The organism is Syntrophaceae bacterium (genome assembly GCA_013177795.1).
Taxonomy (GTDB): domain Bacteria; phylum Desulfobacterota; class Syntrophia; order Syntrophales; family UBA2192; genus UBA2192.
In genome coordinates, this window is sequence record JABLXY010000001.1 from 408,482 (window position 1) to 431,049 (window position 22,568).

A 22,568-nucleotide genomic window follows, 5' to 3' on the forward strand; every position below is an offset into this window, starting at 1 on the left:
GTCTGCAGACGGTAGAAGTACCGTGCAGCAATCGCCTCTGACGATGAACTGACCGATTGACAGGACCGGATTTATGGACGTTTTCGACCTTCGCAACCGCCTCGTTGAGGACTATGCCAGCTATACCTCGAGTTTCATAAAGATTGCCGATCCCCGCATCAAGGAGATGGTCGAGACGCAGCTCGCGGACGGCGCGTTCTGGCCCGAACCGCTTCTGCAGATCAACCCGACCTTCAAGCCTGGCGGCACGATCGACGACCTGGTCAAGGAAGGGATCCTGCACCCCGAGTGCGCGAGGATCTTCAGGCTCGACAAGTCCGACAGCGATCATACCGGCAAGCCGCTCTTTCTGCACGCCCACCAGCGGGAAGCGATTCTCAAGGCCCGCGAAGGAAAATCCTATGTCCTGACGAGCGGCACGGGCTCCGGCAAGAGCCTGACCTACATTATCCCCATCGTCGATCATGTCCTGAGGCGAGGCTCAGGCCGCGGGATCCAGGCCATCGTCGTCTATCCCATGAACGCCTTGGCGAACAGCCAGGAAGAGGAGCTGGGCAAGTTCCTCCATCGGGGCTACCCGGAGGAGAAACCGCCCGTTCGCTTCGCGCTTTATACCGGACAGGAAAAAGGAGAAAAGCGCGAGGAGATCCGGAACAACCCGCCTGACATTCTGCTCACAAACTACATGATGCTCGAGCTGATGCTCACCCGATGGGAGGACAGCGCTCTCGTCCGCGCCGCGCAAGGGCTGCGCTTCCTTGTCTTCGACGAGCTGCACACCTACCGCGGCCGCCAGGGAGCCGATGTGGCGCTCCTGATCAGGCGCTGTCATCTCGCCTTCGGCGGCCACGACATCATCTGTGTCGGCACCTCGGCCACGATGGCAAGCGAGGGAACGACCGAAGAGCAGAAGCGGGTCGTGGCCCGTGTAGCGCAGACGCTCTTCGGGATCCCCTTCGATGCGGCGCAGGTGATCGGCGAGACGCTCGAGCGGGGGACGGAGGAGCTGGACTTCAAGGACCCGCAGGTCATCGACGCTTTGCGGGCGGCAATCGAGACGGATGCTCCGCCACCGGTGGATTATGAGGCCTTCCGTCGCCATCCGCTTGCCTCCTGGCTCGAGTCCACCTTCGGCATCAAGACCGAGGAGGGAACAGGCCGCCTCGTGCGGCAGGCCCCGCGTCGCCTGCAGGGGCAAGACAGCGCCGCTGAGGAGCTGGCCCGCATCACGGGCGCAGAGCCCTCCCGCTGCGCGTCGGTTCTCCGACAGTACCTGCTGAAAGGTTCTCACCTGAGGGTCAGCGCCTCGAGCCGTTTCCCCATTTTCGCCTTCCGTCTGCACCAGTTTTTCACCCGCGGCGACACGGTCTGGGCGACGATGGAGCCCGAGGGTGAGCGCCACCTCGAGATGTCAAAGAAGGTCTCGAAGCCTGGCGAACCGGATAAACCCCTCTTCCCGATCGTCTTCTGCCGCCAGTGCGGCACGGCCTACTACCGCGTGAAGATCACCGCGGATGACGAGGAGAAGGTTCTGCTGCCTCGGGAAGACCGCCGTGAGCCGGATGACGACGAAAACAGCTACGCCTACCTTTACCTCTCGTCGGCGGCTCCTTGGCCGCGGGGGGATGGACCTGCGCTTCTGGACCGCGTGCCCGAGGATCTCAAGGAAACAACCGCTCAAGGGGTGGAGAGGATCCAGCCGGACAAGAAAAGAGACCTCCCCGAGCCTGTCTTCGTCGATGCCCGGGGCAGGATCGTCACGGAGGGCCAGGGGTGCGAGGCGGCGCTCATTCACCGCAACTTTCTGTTCTGCCTGAGCTGTGGCGTCGCCTACACGAGGCAGCAAAAGGCCGAGCGCACGAAGCTCGCCACCCTCGGGGTGGACAACCGCAGCACCGCAACGACGATTCTTGCGATCCGGACCCTCATCGAGCTGCAGGGCGACGGTGATCTCGACCCCAAGGCCCGGAAGCTCCTGAGCTTCACCGACAACCGGCAGGATGCCTCCCTGCAGGCCGGGCACTTCAACGACTTCGCCCAGGTGGCCCTGCTTCGATCGGCCCTCCACAAGGCCGCAAAGTCCCGGGGAGAGACGGGGCTGCAGCACCACGAGCTGTCTCGCGCCGTCTTCGAGGCTATGGAGCTTCGCTTCGACGAGTACGCCGCCGATCCTAATGTTCGGGGTCCTGCGAAAACCGGCACCCACGATGCCCTGCGCCGCGTCATCGAATACCACCTCTACCGCGACCTGGAGCGGGGTTGGCGCGTGACGGCGCCGAACCTCGAGGACTGTGGCCTCATCCGATTCGAGTACATGGGGCTGAGCGGGCACGACGGGCTTCTAAAAGAGAAGGAGCTCTGGGAGGAAGGCCTGACGGTCCGCAGGGGCAACAGCGATGAGTTCGTGACCGTGCCCCAGCCCCTGCGCGCCTGCAAAGCCGAGAAACGCGAGGAAGTGCTCCTTACGCTTCTCGATGTCCTGCGCCGATCGCTTGCCATCAAGGTTGACGTCCTGGACCCGCAGAAGCAGCTCGATCTCGTGGAGCAGACAAAGCCGAGACTTCGCGAGGACACGGTGTGGTACCTCGAAGATCCGCGGGACCTGGTCAAGGCCAAGGTGGCCTACCCCCGATCCCGCATCAAGAATCAGAAGGGTGCCGATCCGGCTGCCTTCCTGCCCGTCTCTTCCTACAGCGGATTCGGCCGTTACCTGAAGCGGACTCTCTCCGACTGTGTTGCGCCGGGGACGCCTTTCGGGCGAGCCGAGGTGGATGAGGCAATTCGGTTTCTGTTTCTTGCGCTCCAGCGCTACGGGATCGTCGAGCAGGTCCGCAGCAAGGGCGACGGGAGCGACCCCGGCTACCAGATCAACGCCGCGGCAATCCAGTGGCTGCCGGGCGACGGGGAGATCCGGCCCGTCGATCGCACCCGCATCCTGCAGACTGGGGAGATGCCGCCGGAGGTCAACCGCTACTTCGTGGAGTGCTACCGCCGGTTCGTCGATCTCAAGTGCGTTCTTGAGGCCCGCGAGCACACGGCACAGGTCGCCCCGGAAGACCGGGAAGAACGGGAAAGGCGTTTTCGCATGGGTGCCGAACCCGGGGGCCTTCCGCTTCTGTTCTGCTCGCCCACCATGGAGCTCGGCGTGGACATTGCCCAGTTGAACCTTGTGAATCTCCGCAACGTGCCCCCCACGCCGGCCAACTATGCCCAGCGGAGCGGCCGGGCCGGCCGGGGCGGTCAGCCGGCCCTCGTCTACACCTACTGCGCGGGGCGAAGCCCGCATGATCAGTACTTCTACCGCGAGCCCAACCAGATGGTAGCGGGCGCCGTCGTGCCCCCGCGTATCGACCTCCGCAACCGGGACCTCATACGGTCTCACATCTACGCCATCTGGATGGAGGCGGCCAAGCCGGACTTGGGGAAGACGCTCAACGAGGTGCTGGACCTGACTCCCATGGACGGTAGGCTCCCTTTGCCCGTGAGGCAGAAGATCGCGGAGGCGCTCAGGAACCCGGGCCACCGGTCCACGGCCCTCGAGCGTGCAGACCGGCTCATCGACGGACTCCGCGAAGAGCTGAAGCTCGCGCCTTGGTTTCACGAGAGCTGGACTCGAGAGATCATTGACCAGGTCGAGCGTGCCTTTGATAGCGCCTGTGAGCGCTGGAGGAGCCTATACCGCGCGGCCATGCGCCAGCGGGAGCTCCATCACCGGATCATTGCGGATGCTTCTCGGCCCGCGCACGAGAAGAACGAATCGAGACGGCTTCGTGCCCAGGCCGAAAGCCAGATCCGCCTGCTCACCGAGGCGGAGGGGACTTATGAGGGGGACTTCTACTCCTACCGTTACTTCGCCACGGAGGGCTTCCTGCCGGGCTACAACTTCCCCCGCCTGCCCATCTCGGCCTACGTGCCGGGTCGCCTCAAGAAAAAGGGCCGCGACGAGTTTGTCTCACGCCCGCGTTTCCTGGCCATCTCCGAGTTTGGTCCGCGGGCCCTCGTCTATCACGAAGGGGCCCGCTACCGGGTCTACAAGGCCAACCTCGACTTCGGCTCCGACGATGTCGAGGCCACCCACAGCCTGGCAACCGAGACGATGAAACGCTGCGCGAAGTGCGGCTACGCCCACCTCGAGCGCGACAAGTACCTTCCCGAGATCTGCGACAACTGCGGCGCCGCCCTGGAGGCACGCATTGAAAACCTCGTCCATCTCCAGAATGTGAGCCTCCGGCTCACCCAGCGCATCACCTGCGACGAGGAAGAGCGACAGCGTTTCGGCTACCGGATCGTCAGCGCCTACCGGTTCCCCGAGATCAGCGGCCGGCTGGACCGCCGGGATGCGGAAGTGCTCTGCGAAGACACGCGGGCCATGACCCTGAAGTACGGCGATGCGACGGAGCTCTTCCGCGTCAACCTGGCTTGGGCCAAGCAGCAGCCGGGGCAGCCCGCAGGGTTTGTCCTCGATCTCGAGCGCGGCTACTGGGGCCGGAACCAGGCCGACGAGGAGGATCGAGACGACGCCCTGACCGTGGGCCGGACCCAGCGCGTGGTGCCCTATGTCCGCGACACGAAAAACGCCCTCGTCATGCGTTTCGAGCCCGCACCGACGCCCGCCGAGATGGCCTCCCTGCAGGCCGCCTTCAAGGAGGCCATCCAGAAACACTTCCAGCTCGAGCCCCGGGAGCTCGAGTGCGAGCCCATGCCGTCTCGCCAGGACCGGCGGGAGATCCTCTTCTACGAGGCCTCCGAGGGCGGTGCAGGCGTGCTCAACCAGATCGTCGAGGACCCGGGCGTTGTGCCCGCCCTTGCCCGGGTCGCCCTTCAGATCTGCCACTTCGACCCGGACACACTCGAGGACAGAGGGTCTCTAACCTGCGGAAAGGCCTGCTATGCCTGCCTTCTCGACTACGGCAATCAGCCGGACCACCGGGAGCTCGACCGCTACCTCATCCGCGATCTTCTATCCCGGCTCTCGAAGGGCCTCTGCCGCCCCTCGGGGGGCGCCGGCTCGAGGGCCGAGCGTCTGGCCGCCCTGCGCAAGGTCTGCGACAGCGGCCTCGAGCGGCGCTGGCTCGACATCGTGGACCGGCTCATGCTCCATCCCCCCAGCGATGCCCAGTACCTGATCGAATCCTGCTCGACGAAGCCGGATTTTTACTACCGGGACTACAATGCCGCCATCTACATCGACGGCCCGCCGCACGACGAGCCGGCCCAACAGCGGGATGACGACGCCATCACGAGGCGTCTCATAGAGAACGGCTACATCGTGATCCGCTTCCATCACAGGGCGGACTGGGAGGAGATCTTCCGACAGCACCCTGACATCTTCGGGAGGCCGAAGACATGAATCCAGCAGCCCTTGCGCAGCCCGGAACCCTGATCCACGCCCGGGGACGAGAGTGGGTCGTTCTTCCCGAGTCCACGGAGGAGCTCTTGCTCGTCCGGCCCGTGGGCGGTCTCGACGAGGAGGTGACGGGCATCCTCCCGGCAATCGAGCCCGTCGCATCCAGCTCTTTCCCCCTGCCCGGCCCCGAGGACCTGGGCGACTTTACCTCCGGCCGGCTCCTGCGTGACGCGGCGCGCCTCTCCACCCGCGCGGCGGCCGGTCCCTTCCGCAGCTTCGGGCGGATCGCCATCGAGCCGCGGCCCTACCAGCTCGTGCCCCTCATCATGGCGCTCCGGCTGGATCCCGTGCGGCTTCTCATCGCCGACGACGTCGGCATTGGAAAGACGATCGAGGCGGCCCTCATCGCCCGGGAGCTCCTGGACCGGGGGGAGATCCGCCACATGGCGGTTCTCTGCCCGCCCCAGCTGGCCGAGCAGTGGCAGCGGGAGCTCTACCTGAAGTTCCACATCGAGGCCGAGCTCGTCCTGTCCGGCACGATCCAGCGCCTGGAGCGGGACCTGCCGATCGGGAAGTCCGTCTTCGACCGCCACCGCTTCACCGTCGTCTCCACCGACTTCATCAAGAGCTCCCGTCGGGCCGAGGACTTCATCCTCAAGTGCCCCGAGTTCGTGATCGTCGACGAGGCCCACGGCTGCACGCTGGCCGAGGGGGTGGGCCGGGGTCGGCAGCAGCGGTTCGATCTCGTGCGGCGCATCGCCGCCCGGGAGGACCGGCACCTGCTTCTCGTGACCGCAACGCCCCACAGCGGCAAGGAAGAGGCCTTCCGGTCGCTCCTGAGCCTTCTGCGGCCCGATTTTGCCGACCTGCCCACGGACCTCGACCGTGAGGAGCGTGCGGGCATCCGCCGCCAGCTTGCCCGCTACCTCGTCCAGCGCCGCCGGGCCGACATCCGTCACTACCTGGCAGCCGACACGGCCTTCCCGGACCGCAAGGACAAGACCCCTGAGCCGACCTACACGTTCAGCAAGGCCTACCGGGCCCTGTTCGACGACATCCTGGCCTTTGCCCGTGAATACGTCCTCGAGGAAGACGGCTCGAAGCGCCGCCGCCGCGTGCGCTACTGGTCGGCCCTGGCACTTCTGCGCTGCGTCTCCTCGAGCCCGGCGGCGGCCGCGGCCACCCTCCGCAGCCGAGCGGCCGCGGACGAAGCCCCTGACGAGGAAGTGGACGAGGTCGGCCGGCGCACCGTCCTCGACCAGGACGACACGGACGACGTGGCCGTCCTCGACTTCAGCCCGGGCTCCGACACCGCGGCGGGTATCGCTGCGACCCGCCGCAAGCTCCTCGAGTTTGCACGACGGGCCGAGGCCATCCCGCCCGATCAGGACAACAAGCTCCAGGGGGCCATCAGCGAGGTCAAGGGGCTCCTCAAGGACAATTTCCGGCCCATCGTCTTTTGCCGTTTCGTCGATACCGCCGATTACGTCGCCCGTCACCTGCGGGATGCGCTGAAGGGAAAGGTCCACGTGGAGTCGGTCACCGGGCTTCTCCCGCCTGCCGAGCGCGAGGCGCGCATCGAGAGTCTCGTCTCCAATGAGGGCCCCTACGTCCTTGTCTGCACCGACTGCCTCGCCGAGGGCGTCAACCTCCAGGAGCACTTCAACGCCGTTTTGCACTACGACCTTGCCTGGAACCCTACCCGTCACGAGCAGCGCGAGGGCCGCGTGGACCGCTTCGGCCAGAGGAACCCCGAGGTGCGGGTCGTGACCTACTACGGCACGGACAACCCCATCGACGGCGTGATCCTCGATGTGCTCATCCGGAAGCACAAGCGCATCAAGAGCGACCTCGGCGTGACCGTGGCGGTGCCGGGCTCGAGCGAGCAGATCGCCGAGGCCCTGTTCGAGGGGGCGCTCTTCCGGGAGAAGACCGGTGCGGGCCCGGAGCAGCTTCGCCTCGACTTCATGAACGAAATGCAGGTCAAGAAAAAAACACTCCACGCCGAGTGGGACAGCGCCCGCGACCGGGAGAAGGCCAGCCGCTCGCGTTACGCCCAGCACACGCTGAGTCCCGAGGCGGTCGCCGCGGAGCTCAAGCAGATCCGCGATGCCATCGGCCGAAGCGAAGACGTCTGCCGCTTCTTCCGGGAGGCGCTGCAGACCGTGGGGGTCCCCTTCGAAGAAAAGAAAACCGGGGCCGTCCGCGTGCACATCGGCAACGAGACGCCCCGCGCCCTCAGGCAGGCCATCGGCCGCGACGATCCCTTCACCGGCCGCTTCGAGCTCCCCCTGGGGGAAAAGGAGATCTACCTGGCCCGCACGAGCCCCGAGATCGAGGGGCTGGCCAGCTGGGTCCTCGACCAGGCGCTGGACCCGGCGGCCCGAGACGGTAAGCCCGTCGCCGCCCGGCTCGGGGTGATCGCCACCTCCGCCGTCTCCGCCCGGACGACGCTCATCGTGACGCGGTTCCGCTACCACCTCGAGCGGGCCGGGGATGCCGAGGCGATCCTCTGCGAGGAGGTCGTACCACTTGCCTGCCGGGGGCCTGCCGACGCGCCGGAGTGGCTGCCGCCCGAGGAGGCCGCGCGGCTCCTCGAGGCGCGGCCGGAGCGGAACCTGCTGCCAACGGCCATGGACCAGCAGGTAAAGCTGCTTCGCGAGGATCTTCTCCGGCTTCGGCAGTCCCTTGAGCCCGTGGCCCGGGAGCGGGCGGCCGCCCAGCTTGCCGCGCACGAGCGGGTCCGCGAGTCGCTCAAGGCCAAGGGGCGTGTGTCTGTTAAACCCGTGCTCCCGGTCGACATCCTGGGAGCTTATGTCCTTCTTCCGAGGTTGAACTGACCATGGCGCGCCGCAACCGGGACTTCGAGGCCATCCGCTCCGAGGGCGGGCTCCTGCCGCCCGATCTTCTGCGCCGCATCCTCGACCCGCGGGAGAAGCTCCCGGGGACCAACCCCGAGGACTACGGGCTCCCCAGGGGCGAGCGCCTGAACGAGATCATCACCCAGTCCTGGAACCGCCTGCGCAAGCACTGGGCCGACTTCCTGAAGGACCGGGCGAAGCTCGCCGAGACCGACCCCGGCACGGGCCTCACGAACGAACGATGGTCCCTGCCCCTGCTGCGGGAGCTGGGCTTCGGTACCCTCCCGACGGGGCCCGGCCCCGAGATCAACGGCCGCAGCTACGCCATCAGCCGCTTCTCCGGCCCGACGCCCGTGCATCTCGTGGGATGCAACCTCTCCCTCGACAGGCGCGCGGCCGGCGTGCGGGGCGCCGCGGCCGCAAACCCCCACGGCCTCGTCCAGGAGTTTCTCAACCGCAGCCGCCGGGGCCTCTGGGGCATCGTCTCGAACGGTCTTCGCCTTCGGATCCTGCGCGACAGCCAGGCCCTCTCGCGCCAGTCCTTCCTCGAGTTCGACCTCGAGTCCATCTTCGACGGCGAGAACTACTCCGACTTCGTCCTGCTGTGGCTCGTCGCCCACGCCTCACGTTTCGATCCCCGGGAGGCCGACCGGCCCGAGACCTGCTGGCTCGAGGAGTGGACGAAGATCGCCCAGCAAGAGGGCACCCGCGCCCTGGGCGAGCTGCGCATCGGCGTCGAGAAGGCCCTCCAGGTCCTGGGCGAGGGGTTCACAGGCCACCCCCGCAACACGGCCCTCCGTGATGCCCTTCGCACGGGCAGGCTCTCCCCCGCCGATCTCCACGGCCAGCTCCTGCGGGTCATCTACCGCCTGATCTTCCTCTTCGTGGCCGAGGACCGCGTGCTCCCCGATGACGGCCTGCCGCTTCTCCATCCCCGGGACGGCTCCGAGGAGGCCCGCAGGGCCCGCGAGCGCTATGCCGCCCACTACGGCACGGCCCGCCTCCGGGAGCTTGCCGGCCGGATCAAGGGAAGCCGCCACGGCGACCTCTGGCGGCAGTTCCAACTCATCGTCCGTGCCCTCTCGGGCGACCCGGGCTCCGAGGCGGCCCGGGCCATGCTGGCGCTCCCCTCCCTCGGGAGCATGCTCTGGGACCCGAACGCGACGGCCGACCTCAACGAGGCCGAGCTCACGAACCACGACTTTCTCGAGATGCTGCGCCACCTCGCCTTCACCCGCCAGGGCAAGGTGCTCCGGCCCGTGGACTACCGAAACCTCGGGGCCGAGGAGCTGGGCGGGGTCTACGAGAGTCTCCTTGCCCTGAGCCCCCAGGTGAGCGCCGACGGCGCACGCTTCACCTTCGCCGAGTTCGCCGGAAGCGAGCGCAAGATGTCGGGCTCCTACTACACGCCCGACTCGCTCGTGCAGTGCCTTCTCGATTCCGCCCTTGACCCCGTTGTTGAGGAGGCAATCAGGGGCAAGTCGGGCGAGGAGGCCGAGAAGGCCATCCTGTCCCTCCGGGTCTGCGACCCGGCGGTGGGCTCGGGCCACTTCCTCGTGGGTGCCGCCCACAGGCTCGCCCGCCATCTCGCCCGCGTCCGCTCCCTAGCGCAGGGCGAAAGCGAACCCTCGACCCTCGCATACCGTCAGGCCCTTCGCGACGTGATCGGCCGCTGCCTCTACGGCGTGGACGTGAACCCCATGGCGGCCGAGCTCTGCCGCGTGAGCCTCTGGCTCGAGGCCCTCGAGCCGGGAAAGCCCCTGTCCTTCCTCGACCACCAGATCCAGGTGGGAAACAGCCTTCTGGGGACGACACCGGAGCTCATCGCCGGGGGGCTGCCTGACGAGGCCTTCAGCCCCATCGAGGGTGACGACAAGAAAATCTCTTCGGCCATTAAGAAGCGAAACCGGCAGGAGCGGGAGTCAGGCCAGACCGACATGCTTCACCAGATGGTCGCCGAGACGCGGGAGGAGTTCGGCTCTCTCGAAAAGCGCTTCCGGGAGCTGGCCGCTGCCCCCGACGGCACCCTCGAGGACGTCGGGCGAAAGGCCGAGCAGTTCAGCCGCCTCGTCGTTTCGAAGGAATACCGCCACGCCCAGCTCGTGGCCGATGCCTGGTGCGCCGCCTTCGTCTGGAAGAAGGCCCCGGGCGCCTCCGAGCCGATCACCACGGACATCCTTCGGCGTCTCCAGGAAAACCCAACAGCGCTTGCCACCGAACAGGCGAAAGAGGTCGAGCGCCTCGCCTCCCGCTACCGCTTCTTCCACTGGCATCTTGCCTTCCCGGAGGTCTTCGCCGACGGGGGCTTCGACTGCGTCCTGAGCAACCCGCCCTGGGAACACACGGAACTTAAAGAGAAGGAATGGTTTGCAGAGCGGCGTCCCGATATTGCCAACGCCCGCACCGGTGCCGAGCGAAAGCGTATGATCGATTCGCTCAAAAAAGATGATGCCGATTTATTTAGGGCTTTCAGCGAAGCCCTCCGCGAGCATGACGGAATAAGCCACTTCCTTGGGAATAGTGGCCGCTACCCCCTCTGCGGCAGGGGTCGAATCAACTATTACGCCGTCTTCGCCGAGGGCATGCGCAGCCTGCTCAACGACCGGGGCCTCATGGGGGCCGTCCTTCCTACCGGCATCGCCACGGACGATACGACGAAGTTCTTCTTCCAGGACGTGGTGGGGAGAAAGTCGCTGGTGAGTTTGTATGATTTTGAAAACAAGCTTTTGTTATTTCCAGATGTTGCTCCACCACAGAAGTTCTGCCTCTTCACCGCCGGGCGGGAGTTGAAGCCTTCGGCCGAGATGGCCGAGTTCGCCTTCTTCCTCCACGCCGTGGAGGACCTTGAAGACCCCGAGCGCCGCTTCAGCCTTTCGCCCGAGGACATCGAGCTTCTGAACCCCAACACCCGCACCTGCCCCATCTTCCGCTCCCGCCGTGATGCTGAGCTCACCAAGGCCATCTACCGCCGCGTGCCGGTCCTCATCCGCGAGGCCCGCGACGGACGGCCCGAGGAAAACCCCTGGGGGATCAAGTTCAAGCAGGGTCTTTTCAACATGACCAGCGACTCCCACCTCTTCCGCACCCGGGAGCAGCTCGAGGCCGACGGGTGGGTACTGGAGGGGAATGTTTTCCGGAAGGATGGAGAGGAGTACCTGCCGCTGTATGAGCCCAAGCTCTTTCATCAATTCAATCATCGATACAATTCGTTTGAAAAGGTAGACCGTGATTCACTCTTTAACGTAAAAGCCTTTACACCAGAGATGGACGTCTCAGACCTGATAATGCCTGATGTCTATCCATTACCCCGCTATTGGGTGAAGCGTGTAGATGTTGACGCCCTGTTCCCAGGAGGCTCGCCTACCGCAATCATCGCATTCCGCAATATCATCAATGTGTCAACCAATCGTCGAACTTCGGTATTCGCGATGCTTCCGATGGTAGCGGCGAATCATGCCGTACAGATCATAACTACGAACTTGCCAATGAAAAATACAGCCGCACTCATTGCTGCTCTGAATAGTTTTCCATTCGACTACTGTGCTCGTCAGAAGCTAGGTGGAAGTAACTTCTCTTTTTTTATTATGAAACAGCTTCCAGCACTTTCGCCATCGCGCTTTGAGCTGGAAGCGGTTTGGTGCGGGGATTCTCGTCCAACGTCTCGAATTGTCGAGTGTCTTTTACCCCATGTACTTGAGCTCATCTACACGGCGTGGGACTTAGAGAGTTTCGCAAAGGACTGCGGCTGGAACGGCCCGCCTTTCCGCTGGGACGAGGAACGCCGTTTCCTTCTGCGCTGCGAGCTCGACGCCGCCTTCTTCCACCTCTACCTACCGGCCACCCCTGACGGCCATTGGAAGCCCGCCCGCTTGGCCGAGGGTGCCGTGCGCGACGAGACCCCTGCAGAACTCGCCGAGTTGAAGAAGCATTTCCTGACTCCCCGCGACGCCGTGGCCTACATCATGGACACCTTCCCCATCGTCCGCCGCAAGGACGAGGAGAAATACGGCGATTACCGAACTAAGCGTGTCATCCTCGAGATCTACGACGAGATGGCTGAGGCAATCCGGACGGGCAGGCCCTACCAGACCCGCCTCGACCCGCCCCCGGCTGACCCCCGCTGCTGCCACCCGCCGCGTACACACTAAAGAGTACGACCAGATTACACGACCCAAGCAATAGAACCCAAGATGTATGAAACCCCTTGGCTTTCAGCTCGCAGAAGAAAAGCAAATATGCTCTTTGATAACGAATGGATAAAAAAGGCGAGAAATTACGAGGATCAGCGGTCATGGGTTCACTGCGTGCTGGCCACTTGGAATGAAGGAGGAGTCAATTATCTCGATAACCTTCGAAAATTATTTTGCAGTTATCCTGATGTCAGTAATGTGAAGAAAGATCTTGCAGATCGTATTCAGAGTTTCAGAAATGAAGATCATTTGGGTGCTGTTAATGAGCTCTCATGCTGGGCCTTTCTCAGGCAAGCAGGATTTGAATGTAAGCCGATACCAAGGTCAGATGAAAAGACCCCGGACTTTCATGTTTTTGCGCCAACAGAGTTCTTTGTAGAGGTAACGACGCTAAACATCTCAAAGGAAGAATGGGAGAAGATCACGTGCGGAGATCCTGTTCGGCTTAATCAAGACAACACCCTGACAAGGATTCTTAGAAAGCTAAAAGAAAAGCGAAAACAATTCATTTATGTGGTTACGAAGCACGTGCCTTGTGCATTGGTGCTCTTCGATTATACCTTCTGGAGTGGATTTGGCACCGAATTGAACCATTATATTGAGAAGTATCTTCTCGAACGGCAAGGTTTTTACTGCTTGCCTGCTGAGCTGTCTGCGTTAATCTACCTGAAACGTTCCGTAATTGAGAAAGGTCGTCTTGCTATTCACCTTCCCGGCTCTGCAATTTATTACAACCCAAATGCGAGTGCCCCTCTTCCCTTAGAGACATTCGCATTTTTGGGGCAATTCACATGCGAATTGGTTGAACCCAAAACGTCAACCTCGACGGATGAGTGGGTAAAGTTGTAACATGCAGCGGCAGCAGCAAAGCATTAAAATGCTAGGACGACAATGTTATTCTATGGTCACCAAGGTTTACTACAGCCCGCAAACTTTCAGTACATTTCAATTACACGCTTTTCTCTAAATCGCAAAAGGAGTTGATATGGTTATTGATGAACAAGACGAACTGACCGAGGAGGAAGAAGATGTCACTGGAGCTGACCTTACATTCACCTGCCCCTACTGTCACAAGGAGGCGGATTACTCAGGCGGTTGCCCCCATTTCGTGTTTTCGTTCGAACTGGTGAATTTTGACTATCTTGTTCTGAACGAAGACTTCAAAAATCGAGCTATTATGCAGCTACGCAATCAGGGCTACAGGTTGGCACAAATGCCCTGCCCACTGGAACCGTGGGCCAGCGACAGCGAGGGAAATTCAATGCCCTCTTTGGACAAGCTGATCCCAGGGCTTGAGCTTGCTGAATACAGGTACAGCGGACCGCACGGGCATGGCAGTTGTGGTATGGTCGTGGGATTCTGGCAGATTTCAGAAACAAAGAAATAATGTCACAAACACCACAAGATCTGACGATGCCCAATATTTGACTAATCATTCATGTCTTCAGGAGGATGCATGTTGTAGTAGCCCCCAATTGCAGTAGCCCCCATTTCAACCGGACACTCTCAAACTGGAAATAAGTTGTAGTGCAAGTTATAGTGCTTGAACCCAGACCAGTTCGGGAGGGTGTCCATGGTGACGATCGAAGTCATCAGCAGCGTGCAGCGACGACGCCGCCGGACCGCGGAACAGAAGAATGCCATGGTGCTCGAGGCCGTGGCATCTCGGTTCGGCGACATTGACAGGCTGCCGCAGCCCATCGAGTGGCTCAGCGACAACGGTCCGGCCTGTATCGCCCGGGATACCGTCGCGTTCGCCCGCTCCCTGGGGTTCGTGGTCTGCACGACACCGTTCTACAGCCCCGAGTCCAACGGGATGGCCGAGGCCTTCATCAAGACGTTCAGGCGGGATTCTGTCGATGCCCATCCGCTCAACGATGCCCGCTACGTGCTGGAGCAGCTGCCGAAATGGTTTGAGGATTACGACGAGCATCATCCGCACAAGGCCCTGAGGATGAAGTCGCCACGCGAGTATCGGAGATATGCGGCCAAGTTGGACGAGTGTCCGGCGAAATAGAGGAAACTCCACGCATGCTCAATCTAAACTAACTTGTAGTAAGTGTTTAAGTCCATGCGGCACCCCTAACACAGGTACCCAAAAAGAATCAATTACATTCTATTAATACCGAGAGAATAGAAGGGGCTACATCATGATAAGAAAAGGATTGATCGAAAAACTTTTCGAGGCTGCAAGTATTCAAAGATGGAATGATCATGTGCGACCAGTAGAATTGACTGAATTGGATAAACAGGCTCATAAAATTGTGATTGCTTTTGTAATAGCTAAATTTGAGGAAGAATATAAAAATGAGAATATTAATTGGATAAATATAATTGAAGGTGAATTTTTTGAGTTTCTACATCGCGTTATATTAACTGATATTAAGCCTCCTGTTTATCATAAATTGATGAAGACTCGAGGCAACGATCTCAACAAATGGGTTATTGATAAGTTAGATTCTGATTTAAAAGAATTGAATGGCAGCATTAAAAATAGCTTCGAAAAATATCTACTTGATCCATCTCATGCAGTTAAGGAAAGGAGAATTCTCCGAGCCGCTCATTATCTTGCTTCGAATTGGGAATTTAAAATAATTTATCATGCCTGTCCTTTTATCTATGGAATTGAAAAGACAAAAGAAGAAATAGAGAACCAAATAGAAGATCACTACGATCTAATTGGAGTACAGAAGATATCTCTGCAAAAAAAATCTTTTGGTTTTATTGACCTTTGTGGGCAACTAAGATTTCAAAAACGATGGGCGCAATCTCCCAGGATTCCCCAAACATCGGTTCTTGGACATATGTTGATAGTCGCATTTCTGAGTTTTCTTTGCTCGAAGGAAATTAACGCGTGCAATAGAAGAATTTACAACAACTTTTTTTGTGCACTTTTTCATGATCTTCCAGAAGTATTAACTCGTGATATTGTATCGCCTGTCAAAAGTTCAATAGAGGGTTTAGAAGAAATAATTAATAACTATGAGGCAATTCAAATAGAAGAACGAATTCTACCGCTCCTACCAGTTTCATGGCATGATGAGATTAATTACTTCCTCTTGAATCCATTTGATAGCAAAATTCGTGATACCGACAATTCAGCAAAGACAATTTCTTCGGATGAGATTAACGCAAAATACAACAATGACAAATATAATCCGGTCGATGGAGAAATTATTAAGATATGTGATCATTTGGCTGCTTTTATTGAAGCTTCGATCTCAATCAATCATGGGATAAAGTCTCGACATTTGATTGAGGGGATTAAAAATTTCTATGACATTTATAGAGCGAAGGAATTAGGCGGCATTCGCTTTGGACCTTTGTTTGACTATTTTAATATTTCCGCATGAGCGGTTATGAGCGCCGTAGCTCCCTATTAAACAGGACACTCTCAAACTGGGAATAAGCTTTAGTGCAGTTATGGTGCTTGCACCCACACCAGTTCGGGAGGGTGTCCATAGTGACCGTCGAAGTCATCAGCAGCGTGCAGCGACGTCGGCGCTGGCCCGCGGAGCAGAAAAAGGCCATGGTGCTCGAGGCCGTGGCATCCCGGTTAGGCGAAATCGACATGATGCTGGGGCCCAAAGAGAGGCTCACGTCAATGCCAGATTAAAGCGTACCAGTTCTGTCGATGAACATCCGCTTTACAATACCCACTACGTGCTGGAGCAATTGCCGAATTGGTATGAGGATTACAACGAGTATCATCCGCACGAGGCCCTGAAGATGAAGTCGCCATGCGAGTATCGGAAATATGCGGTTAAGTTGGACGAGTGTCCGGTTAAATAGGGGCAACTCGCAACGATATAGTGGTTACCTTCAGAAAACTTTCCACATGAACCAATAGAAGCCATGGAGGAATTGTAATGAGAAAAAGGGTTGTCCTTTGTGTCATGCTGACCACAGTTTTGTTTCTTTACATTAGTGGTAGCGTGTTCGCTCAAGATTTTTATTGCTTCGACTCTTTTGACAAATACAGACAAATAAGATATTGGGCCGTAGCCCATGTATCTGTTAATGATTACAATTACGGTTCGGGCGATGCAAAGTATTTAGAACTGACCTATAAGAGCAATGATAGTCAATCGATTGAAGAAAGCACAGCACAGCCTATAATCACTCACTTTCGCAAAGAATTTGATAGATTGATAAAAGGCAAATTACCTTTTCATGATAATGATGTTGGGCGTGATAAACGATTTTTCGACTTTTTCAAAAAGCATGGTGGCAAAGAAGACTTCATAGAAAAATGGCAAGCACATGAAGAAGCAAGACGAAGATCGCTTTATGGTACTAACCCCGGCTCAGTGTATTGTTTGATTCATATAAGCCGCAGAGAGTTTCCGATCCTTTACGAGATGAAATGTAGCATCGTGGCGAACAATGACCTTTCCAATCGCGGGGGGATTGAGGAAAAAAATTTGGGATATAGCTCGCCGGAGCATATCGAGGGTGAGTTGAAAAGGGCGATTACAGAACAGCTGGAGAGACTAAAAGAAAAGATGGAAGTGATACGAAAGTGTCCGAAAAAGTCAAAATAATAGTTGCTCAGCGCAGAAAGACTAACTTGTAAAAGTTAGGATCTTCCCAAACAGGTTCAGTTAAAAAAAGTGGCAGTCAGCCTTCTCTTCGGATAAGGAGTTTTTCACCACAAAAAACACTTACCCAGGAGGACAACATGACTGCCGAGAAGAAGATAGCACATCAGCGCCTCACTTTGCTACAGGTGGCCGAGCGGATTCGAAATGTCTCCGAGGCCTGCCGCCGTCACGGGATATCCCGCAGCCAGTTCTACGAGTACAAGCGGGCCTTCCAGGAGCGGGGCTTGGACGGTCTGATCGACCGGCTTCCGATCCCCAAGAGCTTCCCGAACGAGACGCCCCCGGAGATCCGGGAGAAGATCATTGCAATCTCGTTGCTGCATCCGGCCTGGGGACCCTTGCGACTCTCCGATCAGCTCCGTCTGGAAGGTGTCAACAGGCAGCTAAAATTGACCCCTTTCCGGCATTGAAAAATGACCCCCACCTGTTCATGACGGTTCGATTTCCGGCTCCCGGATCAGCCCGGCCTTGACCTTCTCCTTGAGCCGGTAGGAGTTGCCCTTGATGTTGATCGTCGTCGAGTGGTGCAGGATCCGGTCCAAGATGGCCGTGGCGATCACCGGATCGCCGAAGATCTCGGCTTCAACGGGCCAGCTGTCAGGATTTTGATGAAAGCACCGGATGGCGGCCAATGAGGGTTTTGCTCCTGTTTGCCCAAAGATTAGAACGATGAGCAAGGCCGATCATTGCCGCCTGCCCCCTGCCGATCTTCATCGCCCTTCATCCTTCTCTGAGATTGTTCTGTTCTCCTTTTTTCCCCTGCGTCTCAAGTTTTCCGCCGCTGCGCCGATCAGCACGACAGATGTTTATGTCCGTGCTGCGACGGACCCGCCGGGACGCAGATCGTAGCCCCGTTGGCTGCCCTCGGCGGCCGAATTGGCCGTGAACCTCGCATCGCCCGAATGGACGGGAGAACCGGTGCAGGCGCCCCGGCCTCTCATGCGGCTTAGGCAACCGCGGTATGGCTGACGCCCGCCCCTGTGGCGGGCGGCGATGGGTACGGAAGGCCGCATGCCCTATTGTCCGGCGCCGTACCCGACGAGCCGGGAAGTTTCTGCCGGGCGTGGTGCGCCCGGAGTACGGCTGCGGTTCGGATGATCCCGGGAAGGTTTCCTTCGCCGGGTTTTTTTGCGTCCCGGGGCCGCCAGGCCGCCGGTCGAGATACAGGGCAGACAGTGCCTGCCGGCAGCATCTTTTCGATTTCCGCATGGTCAGGACATTCGGCCGGGCCGGGCCTCTCGCCGTCCCCGCCCGTGCTGTGGAGGCGACGACGAGCCGCAGCGTTTCGCCCCTGCGACGATCCCCGGCGATGGTGTGGGGGGAGCGGGCGAACGGAGTCCGGGCGGACGGCCCGTGATCGCTTGTCGCCCCGCTTCCGCGCCGCAGGCGCGGCAGGGGCGCGAGGGCCGGACGACCGGACGGGGCAGCCCGGCAGATGCCGGTGCGCGCAGGGCGCGCGGTGAGCGCGCCCGGATCGGCGCGCACCGGGGCCGGGCGGCGCGCTGCGGGTGCTTGAGCCGCTCCCACGGGGCATGGGGGGCGGCGAGAGGGAGGCGCGCCGTCCCCTCAGAACGTCTGTTTGGGGGGACGGCGCGCCGGGGCATGCAGCCGGCCCTTTTCCTCAATGCCGCCGGTAAATCCGGCGGTTACACATATATGGCAGGCACACATCAGCGGATGAAGAAGTCGCAACGGGTCAACAGGCAGGCAACCTTTCAGCCTCCGCAGTCTACCGACAGGGACCGGCGGAGTTCCCTTCCTCACGCGAGGCGGTTTGCGCTGGGTTCGGCGTAAGCTGTGAAATCTGTTGGATTTTACATTCACCGTTCATTCTTTCGAGTCTGAAAGCGAACGCCCCCCCGCAAGCGGCCGACCGGCCTATGGACAGCCCGCCGTTCATCGTGCGCTCCGGCTGCCCACAGGCCGGTAGCAGGCTGCACACAGGGGACACCTGCGCCTTTTTTCCCCTAAATACCCTATTCATATCAGCGGCTTACCGTCGTTAAAGGAAGAAAAACAGGGGGCACCCACTCCAGCGAAGCCGCCCTGTGGGCAGCCGCGCCGCCTCACGCCCGGCAGGCTGTCCACAGGGGGGCGCCGCTGGGAACGGCGCGAGCCGTTGCCCGTGGCCGGATTGGCTCGGGATATTTTCCGATTATTCGCAGCACGGACCGCCGTTGCAAATCGCTGACATGCCAACACTTGAAGGCTATAGGGGCGGCCGTTGCAAAAACTCCCCATCGAAAAATTCCCGTCCAGGAGCGCGCAGCGCCGCACAGGACGGCGCAGACCCGTTATTTCGCGAAAAGACGGCAAAAGTTCGCCATCTTTTCGCGTTTTTCGGGGTCAGAACCGCGCAGGACGGCGCAGCAAGCTCCTGCGTAAAACAGACTCAATCGGAATCATTGCGGATTCGTCGAAATTCCCCCGGGAAATATCCGGGAATAATTCAGGAGGTGAAGCATGAGGCTCGAAGAGCAATACCTTCAGAGGGCCCGGCGGAACCATCCGCCCGGCCGCCCGCCGCGGGAGTGCCGCCTGGTGGAGGGCCGCATACGGTCTTTCCTGCGGTTCTGCGAGGGACGCGGCATCGACCGCATTCGCCGCATCGGGCAGCCCGAGGTGGCCGCCTACCTGGACCGCCTCGCGCGCCAGGGCAAGGCGCCCTCGACGGTCTACCGGGTTCGGCTCGCCCTGCGCGAGTTCGCCGAGTCCCGCCGGCTTCCGGTCCACCTCGCCCGGGATCACCGCCCGGCCCGGCGGCTGATCGCCCGCGCCCGCGTGCGGGAGGTCATCGAGACCGCAATCTACCTGTCGCCGGAGCAGCGGATGCGGCTCCTGGCTGACCTCGAGGAGGTGAAACGATGAGCAAGCGAAGCAACTACGGCTGCGGCAGCACCCTGGCCCACCCGGAGACGATCCGCGGGCTGGCCCGGCGGGCCGCCGACCACTCGGGCCGCGGCTCGGTCACGGAGCGCAGGGCGGCGACCGCCCTGGGCCACCTGGCGCGGCACCTGGCGCAGCACGGCATCAAGGACCTGCGCCGGGCGGGCCGGGGGCACATCGAGGCGCTCTGCGAAAGCTGGAGGAAGGAGCGCGACGAGGGGCGGCTGTCGCGGTCGGCCGTCACGAACTACGCCTCGGCCCTCAACGGCGTCTTCGCGGCCGTGGAGAGGGGGGACCTGCGGATAGACCTCGCCGCGGAGGGCCTGCAGCGCGGCCGGCCCTACACCAACGAGGACCGCGCCGCGGCGGCCGGCGCCCGCGACGCGCTCGTCTCGTGGCTCGAGCTCCGAGCCGAGATCGCCTACAGCCGCGAGGACCGCCTCATGCTCGAGGGGGCGATCCACGCCGTGCGGCTCCAGGAGGCCGCCGGCCTGCGCCTGCGCGAGTCGGGAAACCTCAAGATCCTCGAAAAGGAGCCCCGCGACGGCTGCATCGCCCTGGGCCGCACCGACGGCCCCAAGAACGGCCGGCCCCGCGAGGCGCTGCTCTACGACCCCGGGGCGCTCCGGGACGCGCAGGCCTTCGTCCGCAGGAACCGCCGCGTCTTCGCCCGGGGCTCGCTCATCCCCGCCGCGATGACGACGAAGCAGTGGATGGACAAGATGCACCACCTGCTGAGGCAGTTCCGCGAGGACACGGGCCTGGCCCACCCGGGCTACCACGGCCACCGCCACGCCTACGCCCAGCGGCTCTACGCCGATCTCTACGAGGCCGGCCACGGCGTGCGCGTCGAGGCCCCCGTGAAGGAGGGCCGCTTCGGCAAAGAACACATCGCCTCCGTCGCGGAGCGGCTGGGCGTGTCGCCCGACAGGGCCCGGGAGATCGACCGGGAGATCCGCCTCGAGGTCTCCCGCAACCTCGGCCACGGCCGGGTGAACATCACGCGGAGCTACCTCGGGGAATGACGCGGTTTGCGGATACGCGGCGGTTCCACGGGGGCCCGCGCCGAGGCGCGCGCCCCCGCAAAACCGCCGTTGCGGCCGGGCTCTTTTCTCGAGGTTGTGTGTGCTCGTCCCCTCAGGCCGCGTGGAGGAAGCCGCCGCTCAACTTTTTTTGCAACCGATGCACTCTGCCGTCTGCCCTCCCGGACATATATGAGTAGGAGCAGATGATGAGGCAACGCATGCGCGCAACTCGACCCTTGCAGACGGCACCGCCCTGTGCTACTGCTGCGGCAGCACGCACCAATGGAGGGCTCTGTATGCTGGGAGGGATCTACACGCGCCAGCGCTGCCCGCTCTGCGGCAAAAAGATGGTCGATAACCGCGTCAACGCCTGCGCCTGCCCCGATCACCCGGACCAGAAGGCCACGCGCTTCGAGGTCATCTTCCGGGGCATCGGCCGGCGCTTCAGCGACTACCGGGCCGCCTTCCAGTTCCTTACGGGACTGCGCCACGAGGTCACCCAGGGGAAGTTCGACCCCCGGGACTACCGGAAGGACAACCCCCTGGGATTCAGCACCCTGGCGGGGCAGTACCTCGACTACAAGCGGCCGCGGGTCAAGTGGTCCACCTGGCGCAATCTCCGCAGCTACATGACACGAGCCGTGGAATTTTTTGGCGAGAGGAACATCAAGGACATCAAGAGCGCCGATCTCGACGATCTGATCCAGTCTCTGCCGCTTTCCGGCAAAACCCGCCACAACGCGGCGAGCTGCCTGCGCAACTTCTACCGCTGGCTCATCGACCGCGAGGTGATCACGGCGGCCCCGAAGGTGCCGAAGGTCTCCTACGTCCTCGGGATGCGGCGGACCATCGACAAGGCCACGCAGCAGGCGATCCTCGACGAGCTTGCCCGGATCACCCGCCACGACCCGAAGGTCGCCTTCGGTGTCCGTTTGCTCTGCACCTACATCTCGATCCGGCCCAACGAGCTGCGCCGGCTGCGGGAGTGCGACATCAACCTCGAGGAGGGGTTCCTCTTCTTCCCCGACCCGAAGGAGAAGAAGCCGAAGGTCGTGCCCATCACGCGGGAGGACGTCGAGGCGTTCAGGGGCTTCGGCGCGGGCAGGACCGACATCCCCTTCTTCCGCCACGCCTCCGTGAAGGGGACGCCGGAGGGCCACCCCTTCAGCAAGAACGTCTTCTACGACTGGTGGCGTCGCGCCTGCCGGAACCTGGGCATCGAGGGCGTGGACCTCTACGGCGGCACCCGGCACAGCTCGGCGAGGGCGCTGCGCACGCAGCTCACCCCCGAGGCGATCAAGCGCCTGACCATGCACTCGACCAATGCCGCCTTCGAGCGCTACTTCCAGCTCGACGCGGAGGACCTGCGGCGGATGTACGGGCTGGCCCAACCCGAGGTCTCGAAAATCGGGGCCGACCCCGCTAAAGATCTCTCGAAGCCTGCTAAAAAAGTGCTAAAGGTTTTTGAGGTGTCAAAAAATTGCAAGATATTGAAAATAAAGGAATAATATGGTGCCTGGGGCGGGAATCGAACCCGCACAGTACGAGGTACCGAGGGATTTTAAGTCCCTTGCGTCTACCAGTTCCGCCACCCAGGCCGTGCGATAAGTTTCGGCATTTATAGTATTTCCGCACCATGCTGTCAAGAAGCGGGG

Annotated in this window: 12 protein-coding genes, 1 tRNA gene and 1 pseudogene; 12 read left to right on the forward strand and 2 right to left on the reverse strand. The window is 61.0% G+C overall.

Annotated elements, in window-relative coordinates; translation table 11 throughout:
- The first annotated feature begins 73 nt into the window (after positions 1 to 73).
- The 9 genes from HPY67_01865 (at position 74) to HPY67_01905 (ending at position 17,412) form a co-directional block, all read left to right on the forward strand.
- Complete coding sequence (locus HPY67_01865) at positions 74 to 5,350, forward strand: DEAD/DEAH box helicase (GenBank protein NPV03464.1); 5,277 nt, start codon at positions 74 to 76, stop codon at positions 5,348 to 5,350.
- Positions 5,347 to 8,187, forward strand: a complete 2,841-nt coding sequence (locus HPY67_01870; GenBank protein NPV03465.1) for a DEAD/DEAH box helicase — start codon at positions 5,347 to 5,349, stop codon at positions 8,185 to 8,187. Before HPY67_01865 ends, HPY67_01870 begins: the two co-directional genes overlap by 4 nt.
- Before the next feature lie 2 nt (positions 8,188 to 8,189).
- Positions 8,190 to 12,356: an N-6 DNA methylase gene (locus HPY67_01875; protein ID NPV03466.1), complete on the forward strand. Its 4,167-nt coding sequence runs from the start codon at positions 8,190 to 8,192 to the stop codon at positions 12,354 to 12,356.
- A gap of 87 nt (positions 12,357 to 12,443) precedes the next feature.
- Positions 12,444 to 13,247 (forward strand): hypothetical protein, encoded by an 804-nt coding sequence (locus HPY67_01880; GenBank protein ID NPV03467.1) that lies wholly within the window; start codon positions 12,444 to 12,446, stop codon positions 13,245 to 13,247.
- 136 nt (positions 13,248 to 13,383) lie between these two features.
- Positions 13,384 to 13,785, forward strand: a complete 402-nt coding sequence (locus HPY67_01885) for a hypothetical protein (protein NPV03468.1) — start codon at positions 13,384 to 13,386, stop codon at positions 13,783 to 13,785.
- Positions 13,786 to 13,971: 186 nt separating this feature from the next.
- A complete protein-coding gene (locus HPY67_01890; GenBank protein NPV03469.1) occupies positions 13,972 to 14,415 on the forward strand; it encodes a DDE-type integrase/transposase/recombinase in 444 nt (147 codons plus the stop codon).
- A gap of 133 nt (positions 14,416 to 14,548) precedes the next feature.
- Complete coding sequence (locus tag HPY67_01895; protein NPV03470.1) at positions 14,549 to 15,751, forward strand: HD domain-containing protein; 1,203 nt, start codon at positions 14,549 to 14,551, stop codon at positions 15,749 to 15,751.
- A 516-nt stretch (positions 15,752 to 16,267) separates the two neighbouring features.
- Positions 16,268 to 16,942 carry a hypothetical protein gene (locus HPY67_01900; GenBank protein ID NPV03471.1) on the forward strand — a complete coding sequence of 225 codons (675 nt, stop codon included), beginning with the start codon at positions 16,268 to 16,270 and terminating at the stop codon, positions 16,940 to 16,942.
- A 137-nt stretch (positions 16,943 to 17,079) separates the two neighbouring features.
- Complete coding sequence (locus HPY67_01905) at positions 17,080 to 17,412, forward strand: helix-turn-helix domain containing protein (protein NPV03472.1); 333 nt, start codon at positions 17,080 to 17,082, stop codon at positions 17,410 to 17,412.
- A gap of 18 nt (positions 17,413 to 17,430) precedes the next feature.
- On the opposite strand, the pseudogene HPY67_01910 reads toward HPY67_01905, so the two are convergent.
- Positions 17,431 to 17,580 (reverse strand): annotated as a pseudogene (locus HPY67_01910) (ATP-binding protein).
- A 1,885-nt stretch (positions 17,581 to 19,465) separates the two neighbouring features.
- Here HPY67_01910 and HPY67_01915 point away from each other — a divergent pair.
- From HPY67_01915 to HPY67_01925, 3 genes are all read left to right on the forward strand, one after another.
- A complete protein-coding gene (locus HPY67_01915; protein ID NPV03473.1) occupies positions 19,466 to 19,870 on the forward strand; it encodes a site-specific integrase in 405 nt (134 codons plus the stop codon).
- Entirely contained in the window at positions 19,867 to 20,913 is a 1,047-nt protein-coding gene (locus tag HPY67_01920; GenBank protein ID NPV03474.1) for a hypothetical protein, read from the forward strand. The genes HPY67_01915 and HPY67_01920 overlap by 4 nt, the downstream gene beginning before the upstream one ends.
- A 296-nt stretch (positions 20,914 to 21,209) precedes the next feature.
- Entirely contained in the window at positions 21,210 to 22,421 is a 1,212-nt protein-coding gene (locus HPY67_01925; protein ID NPV03475.1) for a tyrosine-type recombinase/integrase, read from the forward strand.
- Positions 22,422 to 22,423: 2 nt separating this feature from the next.
- Here the strand turns inward: HPY67_01925 and HPY67_01930 are convergent.
- Positions 22,424 to 22,511, reverse strand: a tRNA-Leu gene (locus HPY67_01930).
- Positions 22,512 to 22,568 lie beyond the last annotated feature (57 nt).